Below are 20,307 nucleotides of genomic sequence, written 5' to 3'. Positions count from 1 at the left end.
CTCCCCCGGGGCGACCGGGCGTACGTGTGGTCAGTAGGTCAGCGAGTCAGCGAGGCTGCCAGCCGCAGTCGGCTGTCCACCTGGTCCTTGGCGAGCGCAAGCGTCTCCGCGTGCTGCTCGATCAGCTGCTGCTGATAGGCCTTCGTCACCGCGTAGTGCACACCGATCAGGTTGACCTGCTGCTTGCACTGTACGTCGGCCTTGGCCGCGGTGATCGCACGCGGACCCGAGAGCTCCGGTCCGGCCAGCGCCAGTTCCTTGGGCGCGTTCATCGGATCGTTGAGCGTGTATCCGGCCTTCGCCATGCACTGCGTCCACTTCTTGTCGGCCGCGCGTACCCGGGAGTCCTCACGGGTCTTCGACTCGGCCCCGCCCTTCAGGTTGAACACGAAAAGGATGTCGACCTCGCCCGCTTTGCGGGCGTAGAGCTCGAGGAAGGACTCGCGGGTGCAGCCGCCCACGGGCACCTTCTGCCCGTTGAAGGCGATATCGCTTCCGCCGGCCTTCTTCGCCTCCTCCAAGGTGGCGGGCAGGTCGGTCGGCTTGAGATCGTCCTTGCCGTTGAGGGCCAGCAACTCCGCCTGGGTCGGCGCCTTCGCCAGGGCGGGCAGAGGCTGCTGCTGCTGTGCCTTCGCGACCGCGGGGTTCAGATATCCGTACCGTGCGGCCTCGTCGGGGTCCGTGAGACCGAAGACCCGGGCGTTCGCCCCGGTCGTCGGGACCGGCGGCTGCGCGGGTGGACGGTAGGTGAAGCCGAGCCGGGACATGCACCGGCCGACGAGCACGTTCTGTGCCCGGCTGAGCGTGTTCTGCTGCTCGGGGGTGGCTTCGTAGGCTTCCAGGGGGAAGCTCACGCCCGTGGTCCTGAGCATCGTGGGCATGGAGTCGATCGGTGGCTCGGCGCTGCCGCCGGCGCCGTCCGAGGCCGTGGCGGAGCAGCCCGCCAGGGCGAGGACGGCGACGGCGGCAGTTGCCACGTGGTAGCGGCTCACTACCGGGCGATGATGCTGGTCGACGAGATCTTGTTCTTGAAGTTGGAGGAGGCGTCGCCGGAGTAGCCGGACGGGAGCGAGCCCTGGATGCCCTCCTTGTACCAGTCGGTGAAGACGTACTGGGTGAAGACGGAGCGGTTCCAGTACGACGCCGTGTTGTCGTTCGTCGTCTGCCCGTTGCCGCTGCAGGAGCCGCCCTTGAAGTAGTCGTCGGCGAAGTTGTTGTCCGCCGCCACGTCGAAGACGCAGCCGCCCAGGCCGGAGTTGTAGTAGAGGCCGAACTCGCCGGACTCCAGCCTGCCGTCCTTGTCGATCGCGGCCGAGGCCGTACCTGCGGTACCCAGCAGGAAGCCGCCCACGGCGACCGCCGCGACCGCGGCCTTCATCACGCGCTTGTTCATTTCTGCCCCTGTCGATTAATCCACAATGTAAAGATCTTGCGACCGGGAAGTGGACCATGTCTCGATCGGGGCGTCTACTGTCCCCGAGGACAGTAGACGCCCCTGACCTGAGGGTTTTACCGTTGCCGCCCGGGCTGGAGGCTCGGCCCCCGTGCATCGGAGTCCTCATGTCAGTACGCCCGGCCGCGCTCGGATTGGCGGCGGCGCTACTCGTCTCCCTGTTCGTGACCGGCTGCTCCGGAGGCGACCCCGTCGAGCCGACGGGGGAGCGGGCGTACTACAACTGCCTCGAGGAGAACGGCGTCGTCCTGGAGAAGCGCGACGACGGAGTGCCGCGCGTCGACAAGGACCAGAACGCAGCCGCCCAGGCGGGCGCCGAGGCGAAGTGCGCGAACCTCCTTGCCGCCGCCACGCCGACCGCCGCGGCCTCGCCTCCCCCGGCGGCCTTCCTGAAGGCGGCACGGCAGTTCAGCTCCTGCGTGCGTCAGAACGGCTTCCCCGCGTACCCGGACCCCGATCCGGCCACGGGCGAGGTCGCACTGACGCCCGAGGAGCGGGCGGCGTTCACGACGCCCGAGTTCCGGTCCGTCGTCACGAAGTGCGCTCCGGACACGGGTAGCGGCGTCGTCGGAGGCTGACCGCACACACCGGTGATACGACGAAGGACGACGATGGCGCAGGACGAGAACACCACTTCGGTCATGGAGCGACCGACCGGACCGGAGCCGACCGGGACCGAACCAGGGCCCGCCGCCGCCCGCCGCCGCCGGTGGGTGCTCGCCGTCGCCGTCGGCGCCGTACTCGCCACGGCCGGAGGCCTGGGGGCGGCGCTGCTGGTGAAGTCCCCCGCCCAGGCGGCCGCGGATGCCGCACCACCCGCCCCGGACGTGCTGACCGCGCCCGTGGAACACCGGGTGCTCAACTCCTCGGTCGTCACCCGCGGCGAGGTGGTGGCGGGCCAGACCGTCGACGTGATCCCGCGGGTGTCCGCCGGTGAGGGAGCGGCCCGCTCGGTGATCACCAAGATCCAGGTGGCTCCCGGGGACACCGTACGGGCCGGACAGGTCCTCCTGGAGGTCTCCGGACGGCCCGTGTTCGTCCTGGAGGGCGCCCTGCCCGTCTACCGCGATCTGCGGCCGGGCAGCACCGGCGACGACGTACGGCAACTCCAGCGGGCCCTACGGAAGCTCGGCCACGCCACGGGCTCCGACGCGGACGGCCGCTTCGGCGCAGGTACGAAGGCGGCGCTCGGCGTCTTCTACCGGTCCCTGGGCTACGACCCGGTGACCGCGACGCGCGAAGGCGAGGGCGACCCGGTCGAGGACGCCCGCGGCCAGGTCACCGCCGCCGAACGCGCCCTGGAGGACGTCACGGCCGCGCCGAAGCCCAAGCCGAAGCCGGAGCCCGAGGCGTCCGCCTCCGCCGACGCGGGAGCGACCGACGACGGCGGGGACCGGCAGAAGGCCGTGCGCCGCGCGCGGGAGGACCTGGCCACCGCGCGGAAGAAGCTCGACGCCGCAGAGGCGGCCGCGGGGCCGATGCTGCCCGCGGCCGAAGTGGTGTTCCTGAAGAGCTTCCCGGCCCGTGTGGACGTGGTGTCCGCGAAGATCGGCGGCGAGGCGACGGGCACCGCGATGAAGCTGTCCGCCGGCCGGCTCGTCGTCCAGGCGCACGTACCCGAGTACCAGAAGGGCCTCATCCGGCCCGGGAGCGCGGCCGAGCTCTACTCCGAGGTGACCGGCGCTTCGGCGAAGGGCCGGGTCGCGTTCGTCTCCGACGCCCCCGTCCAGGCCGGCGCGACGGGCGGCGAAGGGCAGGGGACACAGAACGGTGCTGCGGAGGCGGGTCAGGGAGCGACGGGGTGGCTCGTCGAGATCACCCCCGACACGCGGCTGAACGCCGACCTGACCGGCCAGGACGTGCGCGTCACCGTGATCGCCGCCTCGACCGAGGGCAAGGCCCTGGTCGTTCCCATCACGGCGATCAGCTCCGGCGCGGACGGACGGACCACCGTGACCGTCCTCGGGTCGGGCGGTGACCGGCGCCGCGTGGAGATACGGACGGGCACGGCCGGAGACGGCTTCGTGGCCGTCACGCCGATGGCGGGCGGCTCGCTCGCCGCGGGCGACCAGGTCATCACGGGAGTGTCCCGCGAGAGGACGTCCCCGTGACGGACACCGTCGCCGGCCCCGCCCCCGAGCCGGTCATCGAGTTCCGCCAGGTAGGACTGACGTACCCCGGACCGCCGCCGGTCGCGGCCCTCAGGCCCTGCGACCTGACGGTCCGGCGCGGTGAGTTCGTCGCCGTCGTCGGCCCGTCGGGCTCGGGCAAGTCCACGTTCCTGAACATCGCCGGGCTCCTGGACGCTCCCACCACCGGGACGTACCTCCTGGACGGCATCGACACCGGAACGCTCCGGGACGCCGACCGCACCGCGCTGCGCGGGCGCCGCATCGGCTTCGTCTTCCAGTCCTTCCACCTGCTACCCCAGCGCAGCGCGTTGGAGAACGTCACCCTCGCCCTGGTCTACAACGGCGCGCCCCGCCGGGAGCGGGCCGCCCGCGCCCGCGAGGCGCTGGAGCAGGTCGGTCTCGGCCACCGCGTCGACACCCTGCCCACCCGGTTGTCGGGCGGCGAACGGCAGCGGGTGGCCGTCGCCCGGGCGCTGGTGACCCGGCCCTCCCTGCTGCTCTGCGACGAACCGACCGGCAACCTCGACACGGCCAACGCCGAAGCCGTGCTGGCCCTGCTGGAGGAGCTGCACGCGGACGGCATGACGGTTCTGGTGATCACCCACGACCCGGCGGTCGCCGCGCGCGCCAAGCGCACGGCGACGATCCGGGACGGCCGGCTGAGCATGTCGGACACGGCGGAGCACGAGGAGGTCCGATGAGGCGGGTACGCCGCGGCGGAACGGTCGCGCACTCCGTCTTCGCCTGGCGGGACGTGCTCGCCGAGTCCCTCGCCGGAATGATCCAGCGTCCCGGGCGATCGGCGCTGACCGCACTCGGCACGGTCCTAGGCGTGGGATCGTTCGTGGCGGTCCTCGGGCTGACGGCCACCACCTCGTCGCAGATCGACGCGCGGTTCAACGCCCTCAGCGCGACCGAGGTGACCGTCGAGGACGTCGCCCGCCAGCAGGACGAGTTCGCAGGGGCCGCCTTTCCGGCGGACGCCGACGCGCGGATCGAGCGATTGAACGGCGTCGAGCACGCGGGGGTGTTCTGGCCCGTTCGGCTGGCGCCCGACGAGTCCGTACACTCCTCGGCCCTCGCCGGCTCCGGCGGCGGCCAGGGCGCGGTCGACGTCGTCGCCGCGTCGCCCGGAGTGCTCGCGGCGGCGGGCGCCCGTCTCGCCGAGGGCAGGATCTACGACGCCTACGCGTCGGAGCGTGCGGAGCCGGTGGCCGTCGTCGGTGAGGCAGTCGCCGACCGGCTCGGCATCACCACCCTGGAGACCCACCCGGCGATCTTCATCGGCGGAAGGCCGTTCACCGTCACGGGCATCGTCGCCGGCACGGACCGGAAGGCCGATCTGCTGCTCTCGGTCGTCGTACCGCGCACCACGGCGGAACGCGTGTGGGGGCAGCCGGAGGACGGCGGGGCGCAGATGCTGGTCTCGACCGAGCTGGGAGCCGCCTCGCAGATCGCCGACGAGGCCGCGACGGCGCTACGCCCGGACCACCCGGAGTACTTCAAGGTCGTTCCGCCGCCGGACCCCAAGGCGCTGCGGGGCGACGTCGGTGACGACCTGAACCGGCTGTTCCTGCTGCTGGCGTCCATCTGTCTGGTGATCGGCGCGGTGGGGATCGCCAACACCACGCTGGTCGCCGTCCTGGAGCGCACGGGAGAGATCGGTCTGCGCCGGGCGCTGGGCGCGCGCGGACGCCACATCACCGTGCAGTTCCTCGCGGAGTCCGGCGCGCTCGGAGCGCTGGGCGGCCTCGTCGGCACGTCCCTGGGCGTCCTGACGGTCGTGGGGGTCGCGGTGATCCGCGACTGGACCCCGGTGATCCATCCGATGACGGCCGCGGGCGCCCCGGCCATCGGTCTGGTGACGGGCGTCGTCGCGGGTCTCTACCCCGCCTGGCGTGCGGCCGGGATCGAGCCCGCGGAGGCGCTGCGCCGCTGATCCGGGGAACGGGCGGCGCCGGCACCGGCGTCGGAGTACGTTCGGACCATGCCCATCCGCGCGGTCCTCTGGGACATCGACGACACGCTCTTCGACTACTCCCGCGCCGACCTGGCCGGTATGCGCGACCATCTCACCGCCGAGGGCCTGGTGGACGGATTCGACTCCGTCGGCCAGGCCCTGCGTCGTTGGCAGGAGCTCACCGTCGTCCACTGGCGGCGCTTCGAGGCCGGTGGGGTGGACTTCCAGGACCAGCGGCGCGAGCGGGTCCGGGACTTCCTGGCGGCGCCCGGGCTGACCGCCGCCGAGGCCGACGCCTGGTTCGGGCGGTACCTCGCGCACTACGAGGCGGCCTGGGAGCTCTTCCCCGACGCGCTCCCCGTGCTCGACCTGCTCGCGAGTGACTACCGTCACGCCGTCCTGTCGAACTCCTCGATCCACAACCAGGACCGCAAGCTGCGCGTGCTCGGCGTACGGGACCGCTTCGAGGCCGTCGTCTGCGCGGCGGAGCTCGGGGTGGCCAAGCCCGCCGCCGAGGCCTTCCACGCCGCCTGCGACGCCCTCGGCCTGGCCCCCGCCGAGGTGGCGTACGTCGGCGACCAGCCGGACATCGACGCCCTGGGCGCGGAGGGTGCCGGTCTCCGGGGCATCTGGCTCGACCGGGCCGGCACCGGCGGACGGCCCGAGCTGACCCGCATCACCAGCCTCGCCCAACTGCCCGGACTGCTGCGCGGGACAACCCGTTTTGGAGCGCCGGACACCTTCAGGTAATGTTCTTCCTGCGCCGAGGGGAGCAAGCCGAAAGGCAAAAACCCACCGGAGCACAGCCCGAACAAGATCCCCTTCGCGGGGGGTCGCGTTTTGGTGGCCTATGGTGTAATTGGCAGCACGACGGTTTCTGGTTCCGTTAGTCTAGGTTCGAGTCCTGGTAGGCCAGCTCGCAGAGCTTATCTGCACCACGCGGATTCCAGATCCGCAACGCCCCCGTTGTGTAGCGGCCTAGCACGCTGCCCTCTCACGGCAGTAGCGCCGGTTCGAATCCGGTCGGGGGTACAGATCCTTCCCGCGGGATCACCTGGGTCGCACCCGGTGAACCCGATGCAGGATCGCTAGGGCCCCCGTTGTGTAGCGGCCTAGCACGCTGCCCTCTCACGGCAGTAGCGCCGGTTCGAATCCGGTCGGGGGTACTGGTCTAAACCACCATGGCCTATGGTGTAATTGGCAACACTACGGTTTCTGGTACCGTCATTCTAGGTTCGAGTCCTGGTAGGCCAGCTCGCAGAGCTTATCTGCAACGTACGCGGATCTCATCCGCAAGGCCCCCGTTGTGTAGCGGCCTAGCACGCCGCCCTCTCAAGGCGGTAGCGCCGGTTCGAATCCGGTCGGGGGTACCAAACGAAGAAGCCCTTCCCTTCGGGGGAGGGCTTCTTCGCTGTTCCGGCCCGAGCACACAACTCCGGCCCACCGCTGCGGCGTTGAAGCGGTGGGCCGGAGTTGTACGTACGGGCGGGAGGACGTGAAGCGCGTCAGCCGGTGCGGCGGAGCGCCTCGGAGAGGCGGGCGGCCGCGTCGATGACCGCCTGGGCGTGCATACGGCCCGGGTGGCGCGTCAGGCGCTCGATCGGGCCGGAGACCGACACGGCGGCCACCACGCGGTTCGACGGGCCGCGCACGGGCGCCGAGACGGACGCCACGCCCGGCTCGCGCTCGCCGATCGACTGGGCCCAGCCGCGGCGCCGTACGCCCGAGAGGGCCGTCGCCGTGAAGCGGGCGCCCTGAAGGCCGCGGTGCAGCCGCTCGGGCTCCTCCCAGGCCATCAGGATCTGCGCAGAGGAGCCGGCCTTCATCGTCAGCGTCGAGCCGACCGGGACGGTGTCCCGAAGGCCGGACAGACGCTCGGCGGCCGCGACACAGATGCGCATGTCGCCCTGGCGCCGGTAGAGCTGCGCGCTCTCGCCGGTGACATCGCGCAGATGCGTCAGTACCGGGCCCGCCGTGGCGAGCAGGCGGTCCTCACCGGCCGCGGCGGCGAGCTCCGCCAGGCGCGGTCCGAGGATGAACCGGCCCTGCATGTCGCGCGCCACCATCCGGTGGTGTTCCAGTGCCACGGCGAGGCGATGTGCCGTGGGTCTTGCGAGTCCCGTCGCCGCGACCAGACCTGCGAGGGTGGCCGGACCGGACTCCAGGGCGCTCAGGACAAGGGCTGCCTTGTCGAGAACACCCACGCCGCTAGAGTTGTCCATGCAACGATATTCACGTCTCACTCTGTGAAACGCAAGTTCAATTTTCCTGGGAACTTGTCACTCTGGTGGGGCGGCCGCACAACGGCTCGCGAAACGGGTCTCTAGTTGTGCCGGCGATCACGCCGGCCGGAGGGAAAGCGATGGGTAGGACACTCGCGGAGAAGGTCTGGGACGACCATGTCGTCCGGCGCGCCGAGGGCGAGCCCGACCTCCTCTTCATCGATCTGCACCTGCTGCACGAGGTGACCAGCCCCCAGGCGTTCGACGGTCTGCGTCAGAACGGCCGGCCGGTGCGGCGCCTCGACCTCACCATCGCCACCGAGGACCACAACACCCCGACCATCGACATCGACAAGCCGATCGCCGACCCGGTCTCCCGCGCGCAGTTGGAGACCCTGCGCAAGAACTGTGCCGAGTTCGGCGTCCGTCTGCACCCGCTGGGCGACGTCGAGCAGGGCGTCGTCCACGTCGTGGGACCGCAGCTGGGCCTGACCCAGCCCGGCACCACCGTGGTCTGCGGCGACTCGCACACCTCCACGCACGGCGCCTTCGGCGCGCTGGCGTTCGGCATCGGCACCAGCCAGGTCGAGCACGTCCTGGCCACCCAGACGCTGCCGCTGGCCCGCCCCAAGACCATGGCGATCACCGTCGACGGCGAGCTGCCGGCGGACGTCACCGCCAAGGACCTGATCCTGGCGATCATCGCCAAGATCGGCACCGGCGGCGGCCAGGGCTACATCCTGGAGTACCGCGGCTCCGCCATCGAGACGCTCTCGATGGAGTCCCGGATGACCATCTGCAACATGTCGATCGAGGCCGGCGCCCGCGCGGGCATGATCGCCCCCGACGAGACCACCTTCGCCTATCTGAAGGGCCGCGCCCACGCCCCCGAGGGCGAGGACTGGGACGCCGCCGTCGCGTACTGGAAGACCCTGAAGTCCGACGAGGACGCGGTCTTCGACGCCGAGGTCGTCATCGACGCCGCCTCCCTGGCGCCGTTCGTCACCTGGGGCACCAACCCCGGCCAGGGCGCGCCGCTTTCGGCGAACGTCCCCGACCCGACTTCGTACGAAGACGCTTCGGAGCGCCTGGCCGCCGAAAAGGCCCTGGAGTACATGGGGTTGACCGCCGGACAGCCGCTGCGCGACATCAAGGTCGACACCGTCTTCGTAGGCTCCTGCACCAACGGCCGCATCGAGGACCTGCGCAACGCCGCCGCCCTCCTGGAGGGCCGCAAGGTCGCCGACGGGGTGCGGATGCTGGTCGTTCCCGGCTCGGTACGGGTCGCCCTGCAGGCCGTCGAGGAGGGCCTGGACAAGGTCTTCAAGGAGTCCGGCGCCGAATGGCGGCACGCGGGCTGCTCGATGTGTCTGGGCATGAACCCCGACCAACTGGCGCCCGGTGAGCGCTCCGCGTCCACCTCCAACCGCAACTTCGAGGGCCGGCAGGGCAAGGGCGGCCGTACGCACCTGGTCTCGCCCCAGGTCGCCGCCGCCACCGCCGTACTGGGCCATCTGGCCTCCCCGGCCGATCTGTCCGACGTCGCTACGCCCGCGGGGGTCTGAGGAACCATGGAAGCTTTCACCACGCACACCGGCCGCGCCGTCCCGCTGCGCCGCGGCAACGTCGACACCGACCAGATCATCCCCGCGCACTGGCTGAAGAAGGTCACCCGCGACGGCTTCGAGGACGGGCTCTTCGAGGCCTGGCGCAAGGACTCCGAGTTCGTGCTCAACCGCCCCGAGCGGCAGGGCGCCACGGTCCTGGTCGCCGGTCCGGACTTCGGTACGGGCTCCTCGCGCGAGCACGCCGTCTGGGCGCTCCAGAACTACGGCTTCAAGACCGTGATCTCCTCCCGGTTCGCCGACATCTTCCGCGGCAACTCGCTGAAGAACGGTCTGCTGACCGTCGTCATCGACCAGAAGGTCGTCGACGCGCTCTGGGAGCTGACGGAGTCCGACCCGACGGCCGAAATCACCGTTGACTTGGAGCAGCGGAAGGTGCTCGCCGCCGGGATCGACGCCGACTTCGAGCTGGACGAGAACGCCCGCTGGCGGCTCCTGAACGGTCTGGACGACATCAGCCTCACCCTTCAGAACGAAGCCGACATCGCCGCCTACGAGGCGTCCAGGCCGGCCTTCAAACCCCGTACAATTACGGTCTGAGCAGCGCTTTTCCACGACTGCGCCCCCCACCCTCCGGTGGGGGGCGCAGTCGCTTGTTGAGACCCCGTCGGGCGACAACTCGCCCTAGATGGCACAATCGGTGCATGGAACGCGACAGCCAACTCGAGCTCTACGAGGCAGTCGCCGCCCGATTGAAGGAAGCGCACACAAGGGTGCGCGAACTGCAAGTCCCGGAGGGCGTAAGGATGGCGCTGTCCCGGAAGCTGCTGGTCGTCACGGCAGCGGCGAAGCACGATCTCGCGGACGCGGCAACGCGTCTGGACCGGTTGATGAAGGACCTCGACGAGGGCCGATTCCCTGAAGACGACTGACACCAGGAACTCCGCAACGGCACTTCCGCGTTGCGGCACTAGGGTGATTAGCCCGTTTCGTGTTTGATTTGCGGTATATACATGCCTAACGTGCGAAAAAGCTTGAACACTTTCGTTCTGGCAATGTCTCCGAAGGGGAAGACGTGAACAAGGCGCAGCTCGTAGAAGCGATTGCCGACAAGGTCGGCGGCCGTCAGCAGGCCGCGGACGCCGTCGACGCGGTTCTGGACGCCATCGTGCGTGCCGTGGTCGGCGGGGACCGGGTCTCGGTCACCGGCTTCGGCTCGTTCGAGAAGGTCGACCGCCCCGCCCGGTACGCCCGCAACCCGCAGACGGGTGAGCGCGTCCGGGTCAAGAAGACCTCGGTGCCGCGCTTCCGCGCGGGTCAGGGCTTCAAGGACCTGGTCAGCGGCTCGAAGAAGCTCCCCAAGGGCGGCGAGGTCGCCGTCAAGAAGGCGCCCAAGGGCAGCCTCACGGGCGGCGCTTCCGCGACCGTGAAGAAGGCCGCGGCCAAGAAGGCCACGACCGCCAAGAAGGCGGCGGCGAAGAAGGCCGCTCCCGCGAAGAAGGCCGCGGTCAAGAAGACCGTCGCCGCCAAGAAGGCCGCGGTCAAGAAGACCGCTGCCGCCAAGAAGACCACGGCGGCGGCCAAGAAGGCCTCCCCGGCGAAGAAGACGACGGCCGCGGCCAAGAAGACCGTCGCCAAGAAGACCGCGCCGGCGAAGAAGGCCACGGCGAAGAAGGCGCCCGCCAAGAAGACGACGGCGCGCAAGACCACCGCCAAGAAGGCCGTCGCCAAGAAGTAGAAGTAAGCGGCACAAGGGTCAAGGGCCACTCACACGCCGGGCCGGGCTCCCCTCGGGGAGGCCGGCCCGCGGCGCGTCCGGACCCGCGTGCGCATCGCATCCGCACCGCGTCCGCACCCTGTTGGCCCAGTCGGGCCCAGAAAGTTGCTCAGTATCGGTCAGTTCGGTCGGTTCGCTCGGTTCACAGCGTCTGGAGCGTGACCAGCGTGATCCGGAGTCCCGCGCCCCCGGCGCCCGGCTCCGTCTCGATCCGCACCCGCTGCCCCGGACGCAGCAGCCGCAGCCCGCCCGCGTCGAAGGCCTCGGCCCCGAACTCCACCGGGGTGCCGTCGTCGAGCAGCACACTGCCGCTGCGGGTCTCGGAGTCGTACGTGTACGCGGTCGCCTGCATGGCCCGCAGCCTATCCGGCCGCGCGATCACCGGCCGCGCCGTCCCAGTGGGCGGCCGTACGCGGCCCGACCCCCAGCGCGAGCGCGGCCGCCAGATCCTCGCCGGTGTCCACGTCCCGGCGTACGGAATCCACCCCGGCCAGTCGTATTTCCACCGCGCCCGACGACAAATGGCGGCAGCGCGAAGCACCCCCGAATGCAGGTGCCAATTCGACCCCCGGCCCCGCCGAGAGGAATGTCGTACCTATTTCGGCGGCATCCGCGAGAAATGTCCGGGGGAATTCCCCGGCGGCTTCCAGGACCCGCCCGAGCTCGGCGGGCCGCAGTGCGGGCAGATCCGCGTTGAGCGCCGCCACGCGCGCGTGCGGCCTGGCGTCCCGTACCGTCCGGGCCCCGTGCGCGAGCGCCGCGTTGAGCCCGGCCGCCGGGGAGTCGGGCACGATCCGCGCCCCGAGCGCCGCGAGCGCCGCCGCGGCCGCAAGATCGTCCGTGACGACCACCACATCCCGCACCCGCCCGCACGCGAGCGCCGCGGCCACCGTGTCCTGCGCGAACGCCAGCGCGAGCCGCGGACGCAACAGCGCCCCTGCGGCCGCGGCGAGCCTGCTCTTCGCCCGCGCAAGGGGCTTCAGGGGGACGACCAGGGACCAGCCGTCGTCCGGATCGATGTTCATCGCGGCCCATTGTGACCCGACACCACGCCCCCGCGTCCGGCGGAACGAAAGGCCCGGCGCCGGACGGCGCCGCCGGGCCGGGGCGTACCGTGTCCTCGACAGACCAGGAGCATGGGGCGACACTTGACCCTCTGCACGCCAGTCCCAGAGGAAGGTGCACGAGTGTCCCGCCGCAGAATCGGCTTCTGGTACCGCCTGGCGGCGGTCATCGCCAAACCCCCACTGGTGGTTCTGTTCAAGCGGGACTGGCGCGGAACGGAACACATTCCGGCCGACGGCGGATTCATCACCGCCGTGAATCACAACTCGTATCTGGACCCGCTGTCCTACGCGCATTACCAGTACAACACCGGACGCGTCCCGCGCTTTCTCGCCAAGGCCGGCCTCTTCAAGGGCTCGTTCGTCGGCACCATGCTGCGCGGCACCGGACAGATCCCCGTCTACCGCGAGACGACCAACGCCCTGGACGCCTTCAGGGCCGCCGTCGACGCCATCGAGCGTGGCGAGTGCGTCGCCTTCTACCCCGAGGGCACCCTCACCCGGGACCCCGAGATGTGGCCCATGGCCGGCAAGACCGGCGCCGCCCGCGTCGCGCTCCTCACCAAGGCCCCGGTCATCCCGGTCGCCCAGTGGGGCGCCAACCTCGCGATGCCGCCGTACGCCAAGGAGAACAAGCTCAGCCTGTTCCCCCGCAAGACGCTGATCGTGCAGGCCGGTCCGCCCGTCGACCTCTCGCGCTTCCACGGCCAGGAGCCCACGCCCGAGGTGCTGCGCGAGGCGACCGAGGTCATCATGGCCTCGATCACCGCGCTCCTGGAGGACGTCCGCGGCGAGAAGGCGCCGGACGAGCCGTACGACCACCGCAGGGCCCGGCTGGAACAGCGGCGCAAGGCCGCCGGGGAGGGCAAGAAGTGACCAAGGCAGCCGTATTCGGAACCGGGTCCTGGGGCACGGCCTTCGGCATGGTGCTCGCCGACGCGGGCTGCGACGTGACCCTCTGGGGCCGCCGCGCCGAACTCGTCGAGGCGATCAACACCACCCGTACCAACCCGGACTACCTCCCGGGCGTCGAACTCCCCGCGAACGTGCGGGCCACCACCGACCCCGCCGAGGCCGCCCACGACGCCGACTTCACCGTCCTCGTCGTGCCCTCGCAGACGCTCCGCGCCAACCTCGCCGAGTGGGCCCCCAAACTGGCCCCCGACACCGTCCTCGTCTCCCTCATGAAGGGCGTCGAACTCGGCACCGCCGAGCGGATGAGCGAGGTCATCATCGAGGTCGCCGACGTGCCCGCCGAGCGCGTCGCCGTCCTGACCGGCCCCAACCTGGCCAAGGAGATCGCCGCCCGGCAGCCCGCGGGCGCCGTCGTCGCCTGCGCCGACGAATCGGTCGCCAAGCGGCTCCAGACCGCCTGCATGACCCCGTACTTCCGCCCGTACACCAGCACCGACGTCGTCGGCTGCGAACTCGGCGGCGCGGTCAAGAACGTCATCGGGCTCGCCGTCGGCATCGCCAACGGCATGGGCCTCGGCGACAACTCCAAGGCCACGCTCATCACCCGCGGCCTCGCCGAGACCACCCGGCTCGGCCTCGCCATGGGCGCCGACCCGCTCACCTTCTCCGGCCTCGCCGGCCTCGGCGACCTGGTCGCCACCTGCTCCTCGCCGCTCTCCCGGAACAACACCTTCGGCACCAACCTGGGCCGGGGCATGACCCTGGAGGAGACCATCGCGGCGACCAAGCAGACCGCCGAGGGCGTCAAGTCCTGCGAGTCCGTGCTCGATCTGGCCCGCCGCCACGGCGTCGACATGCCGATCACCGAGACGGTCGTCTCGATCGTCCACGAGGGCAAGCCGCCGATCGTCGCGCTCAAGGAACTGATGTCGCGCAGCGCCAAGGCCGAGCGCCGCTGAGCCCACTCGCGGGCCCGCCGCCGAGACGCGCACTACGCCGGACGCGCGCGGCGGGCCGGGGCTCTTAAGCGCGTCGAACACGCAAGGTACGCTCAACGCGTTATGAGCGAGAACACCCAGAGCCCCCGCAAGCCGCGCGTGGCCGTCGTCTTCGGCGGACGCAGCTCCGAGCACGCCATCTCCGTCGTCACGGCCGGCGCCGTCCTGCGCGCCATCGACCGGACCAAGTACGACGTCCTGCCCATCGGCATCACCACGGACGGGCGCTGGGCGCTGACCGCCGACGCCCCGGAGCGGATGGCCATCGCCGACCGCGCGCTGCCGAGCGTCGCCGACCTCACCGAGTCCGAGACGGGCGGCGTCGTCCTCTCCGTCGACCCGGCCAACCGCGAGGTCGTGTACACCGAGCCCGGCTCCGTGCCCAAGGCGCTGGGCGAGGTCGACGTCGTCTTCCCGATGCTGCACGGCCCGTACGGCGAGGACGGCACCCTCCAGGGCCTCCTGGAGCTCTCCGGCGTCCCCTACGTCGGCGCGGGCGTGCTCGCCTCCGCCGTCGGGCAGGACAAGGAGTACATGAAGCGGGTGTTCACCTCCTTCGGGCTGCCGGTCGGCCCGTACGAGGTCATCCGGCCGCGCGAGTGGGAGCAGAATCCCGCGGCCGCCCGCAAGAAGATCGTCGAGTTCGCCGCCGACCACGGCTGGCCGCTCTTCGTGAAGCCGGCCCGTGGCGGCTCCTCCATGGGCATCACCAAGGTCGACGACCTCTCGGGCCTGGACGAGGCCATCGAGGAGGCCCGCCGCCACGACCCCAAGATCCTCGTGGAGTCGCTGCTGCGCGGCCGCGAGATCGAGTGCGGGGTCCTGGAGTTCGAGGACGGCCCGCGCGCCAGCGTGCCGGCCGAGATCCCGCCGGTCACCGACCACGACTTCTACGACTTCGAGGCCAAGTACATCGACTCGGCCTCCGGGATCGTCCCCGCGCCGATCGGCGACGAGGCCACCGCCGAGGTCCAGCGCCTCGCCGTCGCCGCGTACGAGGCCGTCTCCTGCGAGGGCCTGGTCCGCGCGGACTTCTTCCTCACCGAGGAGGGCGAGTTCGTGATCAACGAGATCAACACCATGCCGGGCTTCACCCCGATCTCGATGTACCCGCGGATGTGGCAGGAGAGCGGCGTCAGCTACCCCGAGCTGGTCGACCGGCTGATCCAGGCCGCGCTGTCCCGCTCGACGGGCCTGCGCTAGAGAGAGCCGGCAGGGGCTGTCCGGCAGATCATGGCCGGACAGCCTCTAGTCGCACTCCGGATCGAGCGCGCACGGCACGGCCTTCTGTACGGGGGCGGCCAGATCCGTGAGCGGACCCGCGTCATGCGCGTACCGCTCGGCCAGGCTCACCTCGACGTACGTCTCGCGGTACACCGAGGTGAACCGGGGTCCGTCGCCCTCCCGCCGTTCCAGCATCCAGCGCACACCGCCCACCGAGAGGCCCTGCGACTGGGGATCGCTCATCTTTTCGGGCCGGGGGACTCCGCAGCGCAGTACGATCGCCCCATCACCCCACCCGGCGGTCAGGTCGGAGTCCGGTTCCGGATCGCTCCGATCCAGCCCCGCCACGGTGTCGGGAAGCTCCTTCGCCAGTGCCTGGCAGAGGGCGGCTTCCCCGGCCGGCGGGCTGGGAACCGCGACCGAGGCCTCGGCGTCCGTGGAGGAACAGCCCGCGGCGGTCAGCAGCACCAGGAGGGAAGCGGCCGCGACGGGCAGGCCGAAGGGCCGGGGATATGACTTCACCGGCCAAGGGTAGACGGGGGCTACAGATGCACGACCGGGCAGGTGAGGGTCCGCGTGATGCCGTCCACTTGCTGGACCTTGGCGACCACCATGCGGCCCAGTTCGTCGACCGTGTCGGCTTGGGCGCGGACGATGACGTCGTACGGACCTGTGACGTCTTCCGCCTGGATGACTCCCGGAATCTTGGAGATGGTCTCGGCGACGGTCGACGCCTTGCCCACCTCGGTCTGGATGAGGATGTACGCCTGTACCACGGAACCTCCAGGGCGGCCACGAGGATCTTGTGGGAGAAAGAGACGCCACGGTACCGCGTCGCCGCGGGTGGCGGGGAGACCTGCGCGTCCCGAGGCGCCCGCAAGGTGGCGCAGGCACGACAGCAGTTGACGTTCCAGACGGTTCCTCATCGACGGTACCGCACGACAACACGAGGTGAGACGCGGTGAAGGGCACAGTAGGAGAGCTTGGGGAGTTCGGGCTCATCAGGGAGCTCACCTCCCGGCTCACCTCCACCCCGGCGGTGCGGATCGGGCCCGGCGACGACGCCGCGGTCGTCTCCGCGCCGGACCGGCGCGTGGTGGCCAGTACGGACATCCTCCTCGAAGGACGTCACTTCCGCCGTGACTGGTCGACGGCGTACGACGTCGGCCGCAAGGCCGCCGCGCAGAACCTCGCCGACATCGCCGCCATGGGCGCCGTCCCCACCGCGCTCCTCCTCGGCCTGGTCGTCCCGGCCGAACTCCCGGTCACCTGGCCCGTCGAGCTCATGGACGGACTGCGGGACGAGTGCCAGGTCGCGGGCGCGGCCGTGGTCGGCGGGGACGTCGTGCGCGGCGACACCATCACGGTCGCCATCACCGCCCTCGGCGACCTGCGCAACCACGACCCGGTGACCCGGGGCGGTGCCCAGCCCGGTGACGTCGTCGCGTACACCGGCTGGCTCGGCTGGTCCGCCGCCGGCTACGCGGTGCTCTCGCGCGGCTTCCGCTCCCCGCGCGCCTTCGTCGAGGCCCACCGCCGGCCCGAGCCGCCGTACCACGCGGGCCCGGCGGCCGCCGGGCTCGGCGCCACCGCCATGTGCGACGTCAGCGACGGGCTCATCGCCGACCTCGGGCACATCGCGGAGGCCAGCAAGGTCCGGATCGACCTGCGCTCGGGGCTCATCGACGTCCCGAGCCAGATGAACGACATCGGCCAGGCGGTCGGCGTGGACCCGCTGCAGTGGGTGCTCACCGGGGGAGAGGACCACGCCATCGTCGCCACCTTCCCGCCGGACGTGAAGCTCCCGGCCCGCTGGAAGGTCATCGGCGAGGTCCTCAACCCCTCCGCGCTGCCGCAGGTGACCGTGGACGGGGCGCCCTGGCACACCAAGGGCGGCTGGGACCACTTCGGCGGCCACGAGTGAGCCGGCCGCCCCTGGTCCTGACCGTCGCCGGATCCGACTCCGGCGGTGGCGCGGGCATCCAGGCCGACCTGAAGACGATGCTCGCCCTCGGCGTCCACGGCATGAGCGTGATCACCGCCGTCACCGCGCAGAACTCGCTGGGGGTGCGCGGCGCCTGGGAACTGCCCGAGGAGGCGGTACGCGCCCAGTACCGCGCGGTCGTCGACGACATCGGCGTCCAGGCCGTGAAGACCGGCATGCTGGCGTCGGCCGCGCTGGTGGAGACGGTGGCGGAGCTGCTGGCAGGGACGGACGCGCCGGTCGTCGTGGACCCGGTCGGGGTCTCCAAGCACGGCGATCCGCTGCTCGCTGCCTCGGCCCTGGACTCCGTACGGACGAAGCTGCTGCCGGTCGCCACGGTGGCCACGCCCAACCTGGACGAAGTGGCGCAGCTCACGGGCGTACGGGTCGGTTCGGAGGCGGATCTGCGCGAGGCGGCGGCGGCGATCCTGTCGTACGGGCCGCGCTGGGCGCTCATCAAGGGCGGCCACCTGGAGGGCGAGGCTGTCGACCTGCTCACCGACGGCACCGAGGAGCTGTGGCTGCGCGCGCCGCGCCACGACAACCGGCACACGCACGGTACGGGCTGCACGCTCGCCTCGGCGGTGGCCTCGGGCCTGGCGAAGGGGCTGACCGTGCCGGAGGCGGTACGGGAGGCGAAGGAGTACGTGACCGGGGCGATCGCGGCCGGGTTCGCGCTCGGCGCGGGGATCGGCCCGGTGGACCACGCGTGGCGGTTCCGGGGCTAGTTGATTCCGGGTACGGCGAAGGGCCGGTTCACCGAGGTGAACCGGCCCTTCAAGGCAACCGCAGGGGCTGCGCTACGACGAAACGTCGGCGTTAGCGCGAGACCTTGCCGGCCTTGATGCACGAGGTGCAGACGTTGAGCCGCTTCGGCGTCCGACCGACCACGGCACGCACACGCTGGATGTTCGGGTTCCAGCGACGAGACGTACGGCGGTGCGAGTGCGAAATGTTGTTGCCGAAGCCCGGCCCCTTGCCGCAGACGTCGCAGTTGGCAGCCACGGGTCACTCCAAAGACTTCAGATTTACAGTGAAATCCGGCGCACCGGAATCAGAGTTCTGAAGTGGCTTGCCGGGGGATTGGCCCGACTCTCGCCGGGCAACCGAAGCAGCATACAACGGCTGCTCCCGTGGAACGAAACTACCACGATCGCCCCGGCCCCCGCCCCGGTCCCAGGTCACGACCGGGTCTACCCTGCGGTGAGCCCACCGCGGACGCCCGCCTAGCAGGAGGACCACCCGTTGCACCGAGCCCCGCAGACCCTCGACGCCGCAGCGGTCCGATCCTGGTGCGCACGGGCGCTGGAGGCGCTCGGCCGGGAGCGGGAGGAGATCGACGCGATCAACGTCTATCCGATCGCCGACGGGGACACCGGCACCAACCTGTACCTGACGGTCGAGTCCGCCACCCAGGCCGTCGAGGCGGTCTTCGCCGCGGACGACCCCGACGCGGTGGACGCCGTGCGCGCCATGGCGCACGGGGCCCTGCTCGGGGCCAGGGGCAACTCCGGGACCATCCTCTCGCAGCTGCTGCGCGGCATGGCGTCGGTGCTCGCCGACGGCCGTGACGGGGATCACCTCGCCCGGTCGTTCGCGGTGGCGGCCCACGCGGCCCGGGACGCGGTGGCACACCCGGTCGAAGGAACGATCCTGAGCGTCGCGACGGCGGCGGCCGGCGCCTGCGAGGACGGCGGCAGCCTGGTGACGGTGGCCAGGGGGGCGTACGAGGGGGCCAGGACGGCCCTGGAGGCGACTCCCGGGCAACTGGCCGTCCTGGAGCGCGCCGGGGTCGTGGACGCGGGCGGACGGGGTCTGGTGGCGGTCCTCGGGGCGCTGGTGGAAGCCGTGTCGGGCGAGGCGCAGGTGCGGCCGTCCGCCGTGTCCGTACCCGTGCTCCAGGCCGACGACTGCGCCCCGGAGGGCGGCCCGGCCTTCGAGGTGATCTACCTCCTGGAGGCGGAGGACGCCGGTGTGGAGCGGCTTCGGGCCCGGCTCGACGCCCTCGGCGACTCCCTGGTCGTCGTCGGCGGCGACGGGCTGTGGAACGTGCACGTCCACGTCGACGACGCGGGCGCGGCGGTCGAGGCGGGCGTGGAGGCGGGCCGTCCGCACCGGATCCGGATCACGCACTTCGGGGCTGCCCCGGAGGTACGGGAACGGCTGCGGCGGGCGGTCGTGGCGGTCGTACCGGGGGAGGGACTCGCGGGCCTCTGCGCGGAGGCGGGCGCGACGACGGTGCTCGCCAGGCCGGGGGAGCCGCCGGCCAGCGGGGAGCTCGTCGACGCGATCCGGCGGGCGCACGCGTGCGAGGTCGTGCTGCTGCCCAACGACACCGACCTGCGGCACACGGCGGGCGCGGCGGCCGAGCAGGCCCGCGCGGAGGGCGTCCGGGTCGCCCTGATCCCGACCCGGGCGGCGGTCCAGGGCATCGCGGCGCTCGCGGTCCACGAACCGGACCGGCGCTTCGACGAGGACGTGGTGGCGATGACGGCGGCGGCGGGCGCGACCCGGTACGCCGAACTCGCCGTGGCCGAGCACCAGTCCTTCACCTCGGCCGGCGTCTGCCAGGCCGGGGACATCCTCGGCCTGATCGAGGGCGACGTCGCGGTCATCGGCCAGGACCCGACGACGACGGCCCGCACGGTCCTGGACCGAATGCTCTCGGCGGGCGGCGAACTGGTCACCCTGATCGTCTCGGACGACACCCCCGAGTCGCTGTCCACCACCCTGGAACGCCACGTCCGCGAGACATACCTGGCAGTAGACACAACGACCTACCACGCGGGCCGGGGCGCGCCGATGCTCCTGATCGGCGTGGAGTAGGCCCTCCGGCCCCAGCTTGTGGGCAGGCTGCGCGCCTTGCGGTGCCCGCCCGCTTGTGGGCAGGCGTTCCGCACGGCGGAGCGGGTGGGCACAAGCGGGGACCGGCGCGCTCGGCAAGTGCCTCGTGCCGAGGGCCGGGCCGTGGGGCGGAGCCCCCGGTCTCGTCAGAGTCTCGGGAAGGGGCGGG

Annotated in this window: 23 protein-coding genes and 5 tRNA genes; 20 read left to right on the top strand and 8 right to left on the bottom strand. The window is 71.3% G+C overall.

Features of this window, described 5'->3' with window-relative positions; translation table 11 throughout:
* Positions 1 to 38 precede the first annotated feature (38 nt).
* Positions 39 to 977: a hypothetical protein gene (locus tag ACFWRO_RS22740; protein WP_384512883.1), complete on the bottom strand. Its 939-nt coding sequence runs from the start codon at positions 975 to 977 to the stop codon at positions 39 to 41.
* A gap of 14 nt (positions 978 to 991) precedes the next feature.
* A complete protein-coding gene (locus ACFWRO_RS22735; RefSeq protein WP_384512882.1) occupies positions 992 to 1,393 on the bottom strand; it encodes a hypothetical protein in 402 nt (133 codons plus the stop codon).
* 167 nt (positions 1,394 to 1,560) lie between these two features.
* Here ACFWRO_RS22735 and ACFWRO_RS22730 point away from each other — a divergent pair, with 167 nt between their 5' ends.
* From ACFWRO_RS22730 to ACFWRO_RS22685, 10 genes are all read left to right on the top strand, one after another.
* The gene (locus ACFWRO_RS22730) at positions 1,561 to 2,031 is read left to right on the top strand and encodes a hypothetical protein (RefSeq protein ID WP_384512881.1); all 471 of its coding nucleotides are present in this window, start codon (positions 1,561 to 1,563) and stop codon (positions 2,029 to 2,031) included.
* A gap of 33 nt (positions 2,032 to 2,064) precedes the next feature.
* The gene (locus ACFWRO_RS22725) at positions 2,065 to 3,564 is read left to right on the top strand and encodes a peptidoglycan-binding protein (protein WP_384512880.1); all 1,500 of its coding nucleotides are present in this window, start codon (positions 2,065 to 2,067) and stop codon (positions 3,562 to 3,564) included.
* The gene (locus ACFWRO_RS22720) at positions 3,561 to 4,286 is read left to right on the top strand and encodes an ABC transporter ATP-binding protein (protein WP_384512879.1); all 726 of its coding nucleotides are present in this window, start codon (positions 3,561 to 3,563) and stop codon (positions 4,284 to 4,286) included. The genes ACFWRO_RS22725 and ACFWRO_RS22720 overlap by 4 nt, the downstream gene beginning before the upstream one ends.
* A complete protein-coding gene (locus ACFWRO_RS22715) occupies positions 4,283 to 5,524 on the top strand; it encodes an ABC transporter permease (RefSeq protein WP_384512878.1) in 1,242 nt (413 codons plus the stop codon). Before ACFWRO_RS22720 ends, ACFWRO_RS22715 begins: the two co-directional genes overlap by 4 nt.
* Before the next feature lie 48 nt (positions 5,525 to 5,572).
* Positions 5,573 to 6,295, top strand: a complete 723-nt coding sequence (locus ACFWRO_RS22710; RefSeq protein ID WP_384512877.1) for an HAD family hydrolase — start codon at positions 5,573 to 5,575, stop codon at positions 6,293 to 6,295.
* Positions 6,296 to 6,389: 94 nt separating this feature from the next.
* Positions 6,390 to 6,461 (top strand) — tRNA-Gln (locus ACFWRO_RS22705).
* A gap of 43 nt (positions 6,462 to 6,504) precedes the next feature.
* Positions 6,505 to 6,577: transfer RNA gene (locus tag ACFWRO_RS22700), tRNA-Glu, on the top strand.
* A 61-nt stretch (positions 6,578 to 6,638) separates the two neighbouring features.
* Positions 6,639 to 6,711: transfer RNA gene (locus ACFWRO_RS22695), tRNA-Glu, on the top strand.
* Positions 6,712 to 6,727: 16 nt separating this feature from the next.
* A tRNA-Gln gene (locus ACFWRO_RS22690) sits at positions 6,728 to 6,799 on the top strand.
* A 43-nt stretch (positions 6,800 to 6,842) separates the two neighbouring features.
* A tRNA-Glu gene (locus ACFWRO_RS22685) sits at positions 6,843 to 6,918 on the top strand.
* A gap of 132 nt (positions 6,919 to 7,050) precedes the next feature.
* Here the strand turns inward: ACFWRO_RS22685 and ndgR are convergent.
* Complete coding sequence (gene ndgR, locus ACFWRO_RS22680) at positions 7,051 to 7,767, bottom strand: IclR family transcriptional regulator NdgR (RefSeq protein ID WP_015036427.1); 717 nt, start codon at positions 7,765 to 7,767, stop codon at positions 7,051 to 7,053.
* A 140-nt stretch (positions 7,768 to 7,907) separates the two neighbouring features.
* On the opposite strand from ndgR, the gene leuC reads away from it, so the two are divergent.
* The 4 genes from leuC (at position 7,908) to ACFWRO_RS22660 (ending at position 11,070) form a co-directional block, all read left to right on the top strand.
* Complete coding sequence (leuC, locus tag ACFWRO_RS22675; RefSeq protein WP_384512876.1) at positions 7,908 to 9,332, top strand: 3-isopropylmalate dehydratase large subunit; 1,425 nt, start codon at positions 7,908 to 7,910, stop codon at positions 9,330 to 9,332.
* 6 nt (positions 9,333 to 9,338) lie between these two features.
* Positions 9,339 to 9,932, top strand: coding sequence for a 3-isopropylmalate dehydratase small subunit (gene leuD, locus ACFWRO_RS22670; RefSeq protein WP_384512875.1), 594 nt, complete (start codon positions 9,339 to 9,341; stop codon positions 9,930 to 9,932).
* A gap of 104 nt (positions 9,933 to 10,036) precedes the next feature.
* Entirely contained in the window at positions 10,037 to 10,264 is a 228-nt protein-coding gene (locus tag ACFWRO_RS22665) for a hypothetical protein (RefSeq protein WP_260227783.1), read from the top strand.
* A gap of 143 nt (positions 10,265 to 10,407) precedes the next feature.
* Positions 10,408 to 11,070, top strand: a complete 663-nt coding sequence (locus ACFWRO_RS22660; protein WP_384512874.1) for an HU family DNA-binding protein — start codon at positions 10,408 to 10,410, stop codon at positions 11,068 to 11,070.
* Positions 11,071 to 11,251: 181 nt separating this feature from the next.
* On the opposite strand, the gene ACFWRO_RS22655 is transcribed toward ACFWRO_RS22660, so the two are convergent.
* On the bottom strand, positions 11,252 to 11,461 hold the full coding sequence (locus ACFWRO_RS22655) for a hypothetical protein (protein WP_361959071.1): 210 nt from the start codon (positions 11,459 to 11,461) through the stop codon (positions 11,252 to 11,254).
* A gap of 10 nt (positions 11,462 to 11,471) precedes the next feature.
* Positions 11,472 to 12,134 (bottom strand): 2-phospho-L-lactate guanylyltransferase, encoded by a 663-nt coding sequence (cofC, locus tag ACFWRO_RS22650; protein ID WP_384512873.1) that lies wholly within the window; start codon positions 12,132 to 12,134, stop codon positions 11,472 to 11,474.
* Between the two features lie 162 nt (positions 12,135 to 12,296).
* Between cofC and ACFWRO_RS22645 the strand changes: the two genes are divergently transcribed.
* From ACFWRO_RS22645 to ACFWRO_RS22635, 3 genes are all read left to right on the top strand, one after another.
* Complete coding sequence (locus ACFWRO_RS22645) at positions 12,297 to 13,049, top strand: lysophospholipid acyltransferase family protein (protein ID WP_384512872.1); 753 nt, start codon at positions 12,297 to 12,299, stop codon at positions 13,047 to 13,049.
* The gene (locus ACFWRO_RS22640) at positions 13,046 to 14,047 is read left to right on the top strand and encodes an NAD(P)H-dependent glycerol-3-phosphate dehydrogenase (protein ID WP_384512871.1); all 1,002 of its coding nucleotides are present in this window, start codon (positions 13,046 to 13,048) and stop codon (positions 14,045 to 14,047) included. The genes ACFWRO_RS22645 and ACFWRO_RS22640 overlap by 4 nt, the downstream gene beginning before the upstream one ends.
* Positions 14,048 to 14,149: 102 nt before the next feature.
* Positions 14,150 to 15,289 carry a D-alanine--D-alanine ligase family protein gene (locus tag ACFWRO_RS22635; protein WP_384512870.1) on the top strand — a complete coding sequence of 380 codons (1,140 nt, stop codon included), beginning with the start codon at positions 14,150 to 14,152 and terminating at the stop codon, positions 15,287 to 15,289.
* 45 nt (positions 15,290 to 15,334) lie between these two features.
* Here the strand turns inward: ACFWRO_RS22635 and ACFWRO_RS22630 are convergent, their stop codons facing one another.
* Together ACFWRO_RS22630 and ACFWRO_RS22625 are read right to left on the bottom strand one after the other, a co-directional pair.
* Complete coding sequence (locus ACFWRO_RS22630) at positions 15,335 to 15,832, bottom strand: DUF3515 domain-containing protein (RefSeq protein ID WP_384512869.1); 498 nt, start codon at positions 15,830 to 15,832, stop codon at positions 15,335 to 15,337.
* Positions 15,833 to 15,852: 20 nt separating this feature from the next.
* Positions 15,853 to 16,086, bottom strand: coding sequence for an Lrp/AsnC family transcriptional regulator (locus ACFWRO_RS22625; RefSeq protein ID WP_028802415.1), 234 nt, complete (start codon positions 16,084 to 16,086; stop codon positions 15,853 to 15,855).
* Positions 16,087 to 16,271: 185 nt separating this feature from the next.
* Here ACFWRO_RS22625 and ACFWRO_RS22620 point away from each other — a divergent pair, with 185 nt between their 5' ends.
* Together ACFWRO_RS22620 and thiD are read left to right on the top strand one after the other, a co-directional pair.
* A complete protein-coding gene (locus tag ACFWRO_RS22620) occupies positions 16,272 to 17,234 on the top strand; it encodes a thiamine-phosphate kinase (protein WP_384512868.1) in 963 nt (320 codons plus the stop codon).
* Entirely contained in the window at positions 17,231 to 18,022 is a 792-nt protein-coding gene (gene thiD / locus ACFWRO_RS22615) for a bifunctional hydroxymethylpyrimidine kinase/phosphomethylpyrimidine kinase (RefSeq protein WP_384512867.1), read from the top strand. Before ACFWRO_RS22620 ends, thiD begins: the two co-directional genes overlap by 4 nt.
* 91 nt (positions 18,023 to 18,113) lie before the next feature.
* Here thiD and rpmB read toward each other — a convergent pair whose 3' ends face one another.
* Entirely contained in the window at positions 18,114 to 18,299 is a 186-nt protein-coding gene (rpmB, locus tag ACFWRO_RS22610; RefSeq protein ID WP_003957616.1) for a 50S ribosomal protein L28, read from the bottom strand.
* A 240-nt stretch (positions 18,300 to 18,539) separates the two neighbouring features.
* On the opposite strand from rpmB, the gene ACFWRO_RS22605 reads away from it, so the two are divergent.
* A complete protein-coding gene (locus ACFWRO_RS22605; RefSeq protein ID WP_384512866.1) occupies positions 18,540 to 20,120 on the top strand; it encodes a DAK2 domain-containing protein in 1,581 nt (526 codons plus the stop codon).
* Positions 20,121 to 20,307: the final 187 nt, after the last annotated feature.

The organism is Streptomyces sp. NPDC058579 (genome assembly GCF_042718575.1).
In the GTDB taxonomy this organism is placed as follows: domain Bacteria; phylum Actinomycetota; class Actinomycetes; order Streptomycetales; family Streptomycetaceae; genus Streptomyces.
The sequence above is the reverse complement of the archived record's forward strand: the minus strand, read 5'-3'. Positions and strand labels throughout refer to the sequence as shown.

Bases quoted from the DNA above. Each gene is read 5' to 3' on its own strand.
- ACFWRO_RS22735 (WP_384512882.1), bottom strand. From the start codon at position 1,393: ATGAACAAGCGCGTGATGAAGGCCGCGGTCGCGGCGGTCGCCGTGGGC.
- ACFWRO_RS22730 (WP_384512881.1), top strand. From the start codon at position 1,561: ATGTCAGTACGCCCGGCCGCGCTCGGATTGGCGGCGGCGCTACTCGTC.
- ACFWRO_RS22725 (WP_384512880.1), top strand. From the start codon at position 2,065: ATGGCGCAGGACGAGAACACCACTTCGGTCATGGAGCGACCGACCGGA.
- ACFWRO_RS22715 (WP_384512878.1), top strand. From the start codon at position 4,283: ATGAGGCGGGTACGCCGCGGCGGAACGGTCGCGCACTCCGTCTTCGCC.
- ACFWRO_RS22710 (WP_384512877.1), top strand. From the start codon at position 5,573: ATGCCCATCCGCGCGGTCCTCTGGGACATCGACGACACGCTCTTCGAC.
- ndgR (WP_015036427.1), bottom strand. From the start codon at position 7,767: ATGGACAACTCTAGCGGCGTGGGTGTTCTCGACAAGGCAGCCCTTGTC.
- leuC (WP_384512876.1), top strand. From the start codon at position 7,908: ATGGGTAGGACACTCGCGGAGAAGGTCTGGGACGACCATGTCGTCCGG.
- leuD (WP_384512875.1), top strand. From the start codon at position 9,339: ATGGAAGCTTTCACCACGCACACCGGCCGCGCCGTCCCGCTGCGCCGC.
- ACFWRO_RS22665 (WP_260227783.1), top strand. From the start codon at position 10,037: ATGGAACGCGACAGCCAACTCGAGCTCTACGAGGCAGTCGCCGCCCGA.
- ACFWRO_RS22655 (WP_361959071.1), bottom strand. From the start codon at position 11,461: ATGCAGGCGACCGCGTACACGTACGACTCCGAGACCCGCAGCGGCAGT.
- cofC (WP_384512873.1), bottom strand. From the start codon at position 12,134: ATGAACATCGATCCGGACGACGGCTGGTCCCTGGTCGTCCCCCTGAAG.
- ACFWRO_RS22635 (WP_384512870.1), top strand. From the start codon at position 14,150: ATGAGCGAGAACACCCAGAGCCCCCGCAAGCCGCGCGTGGCCGTCGTC.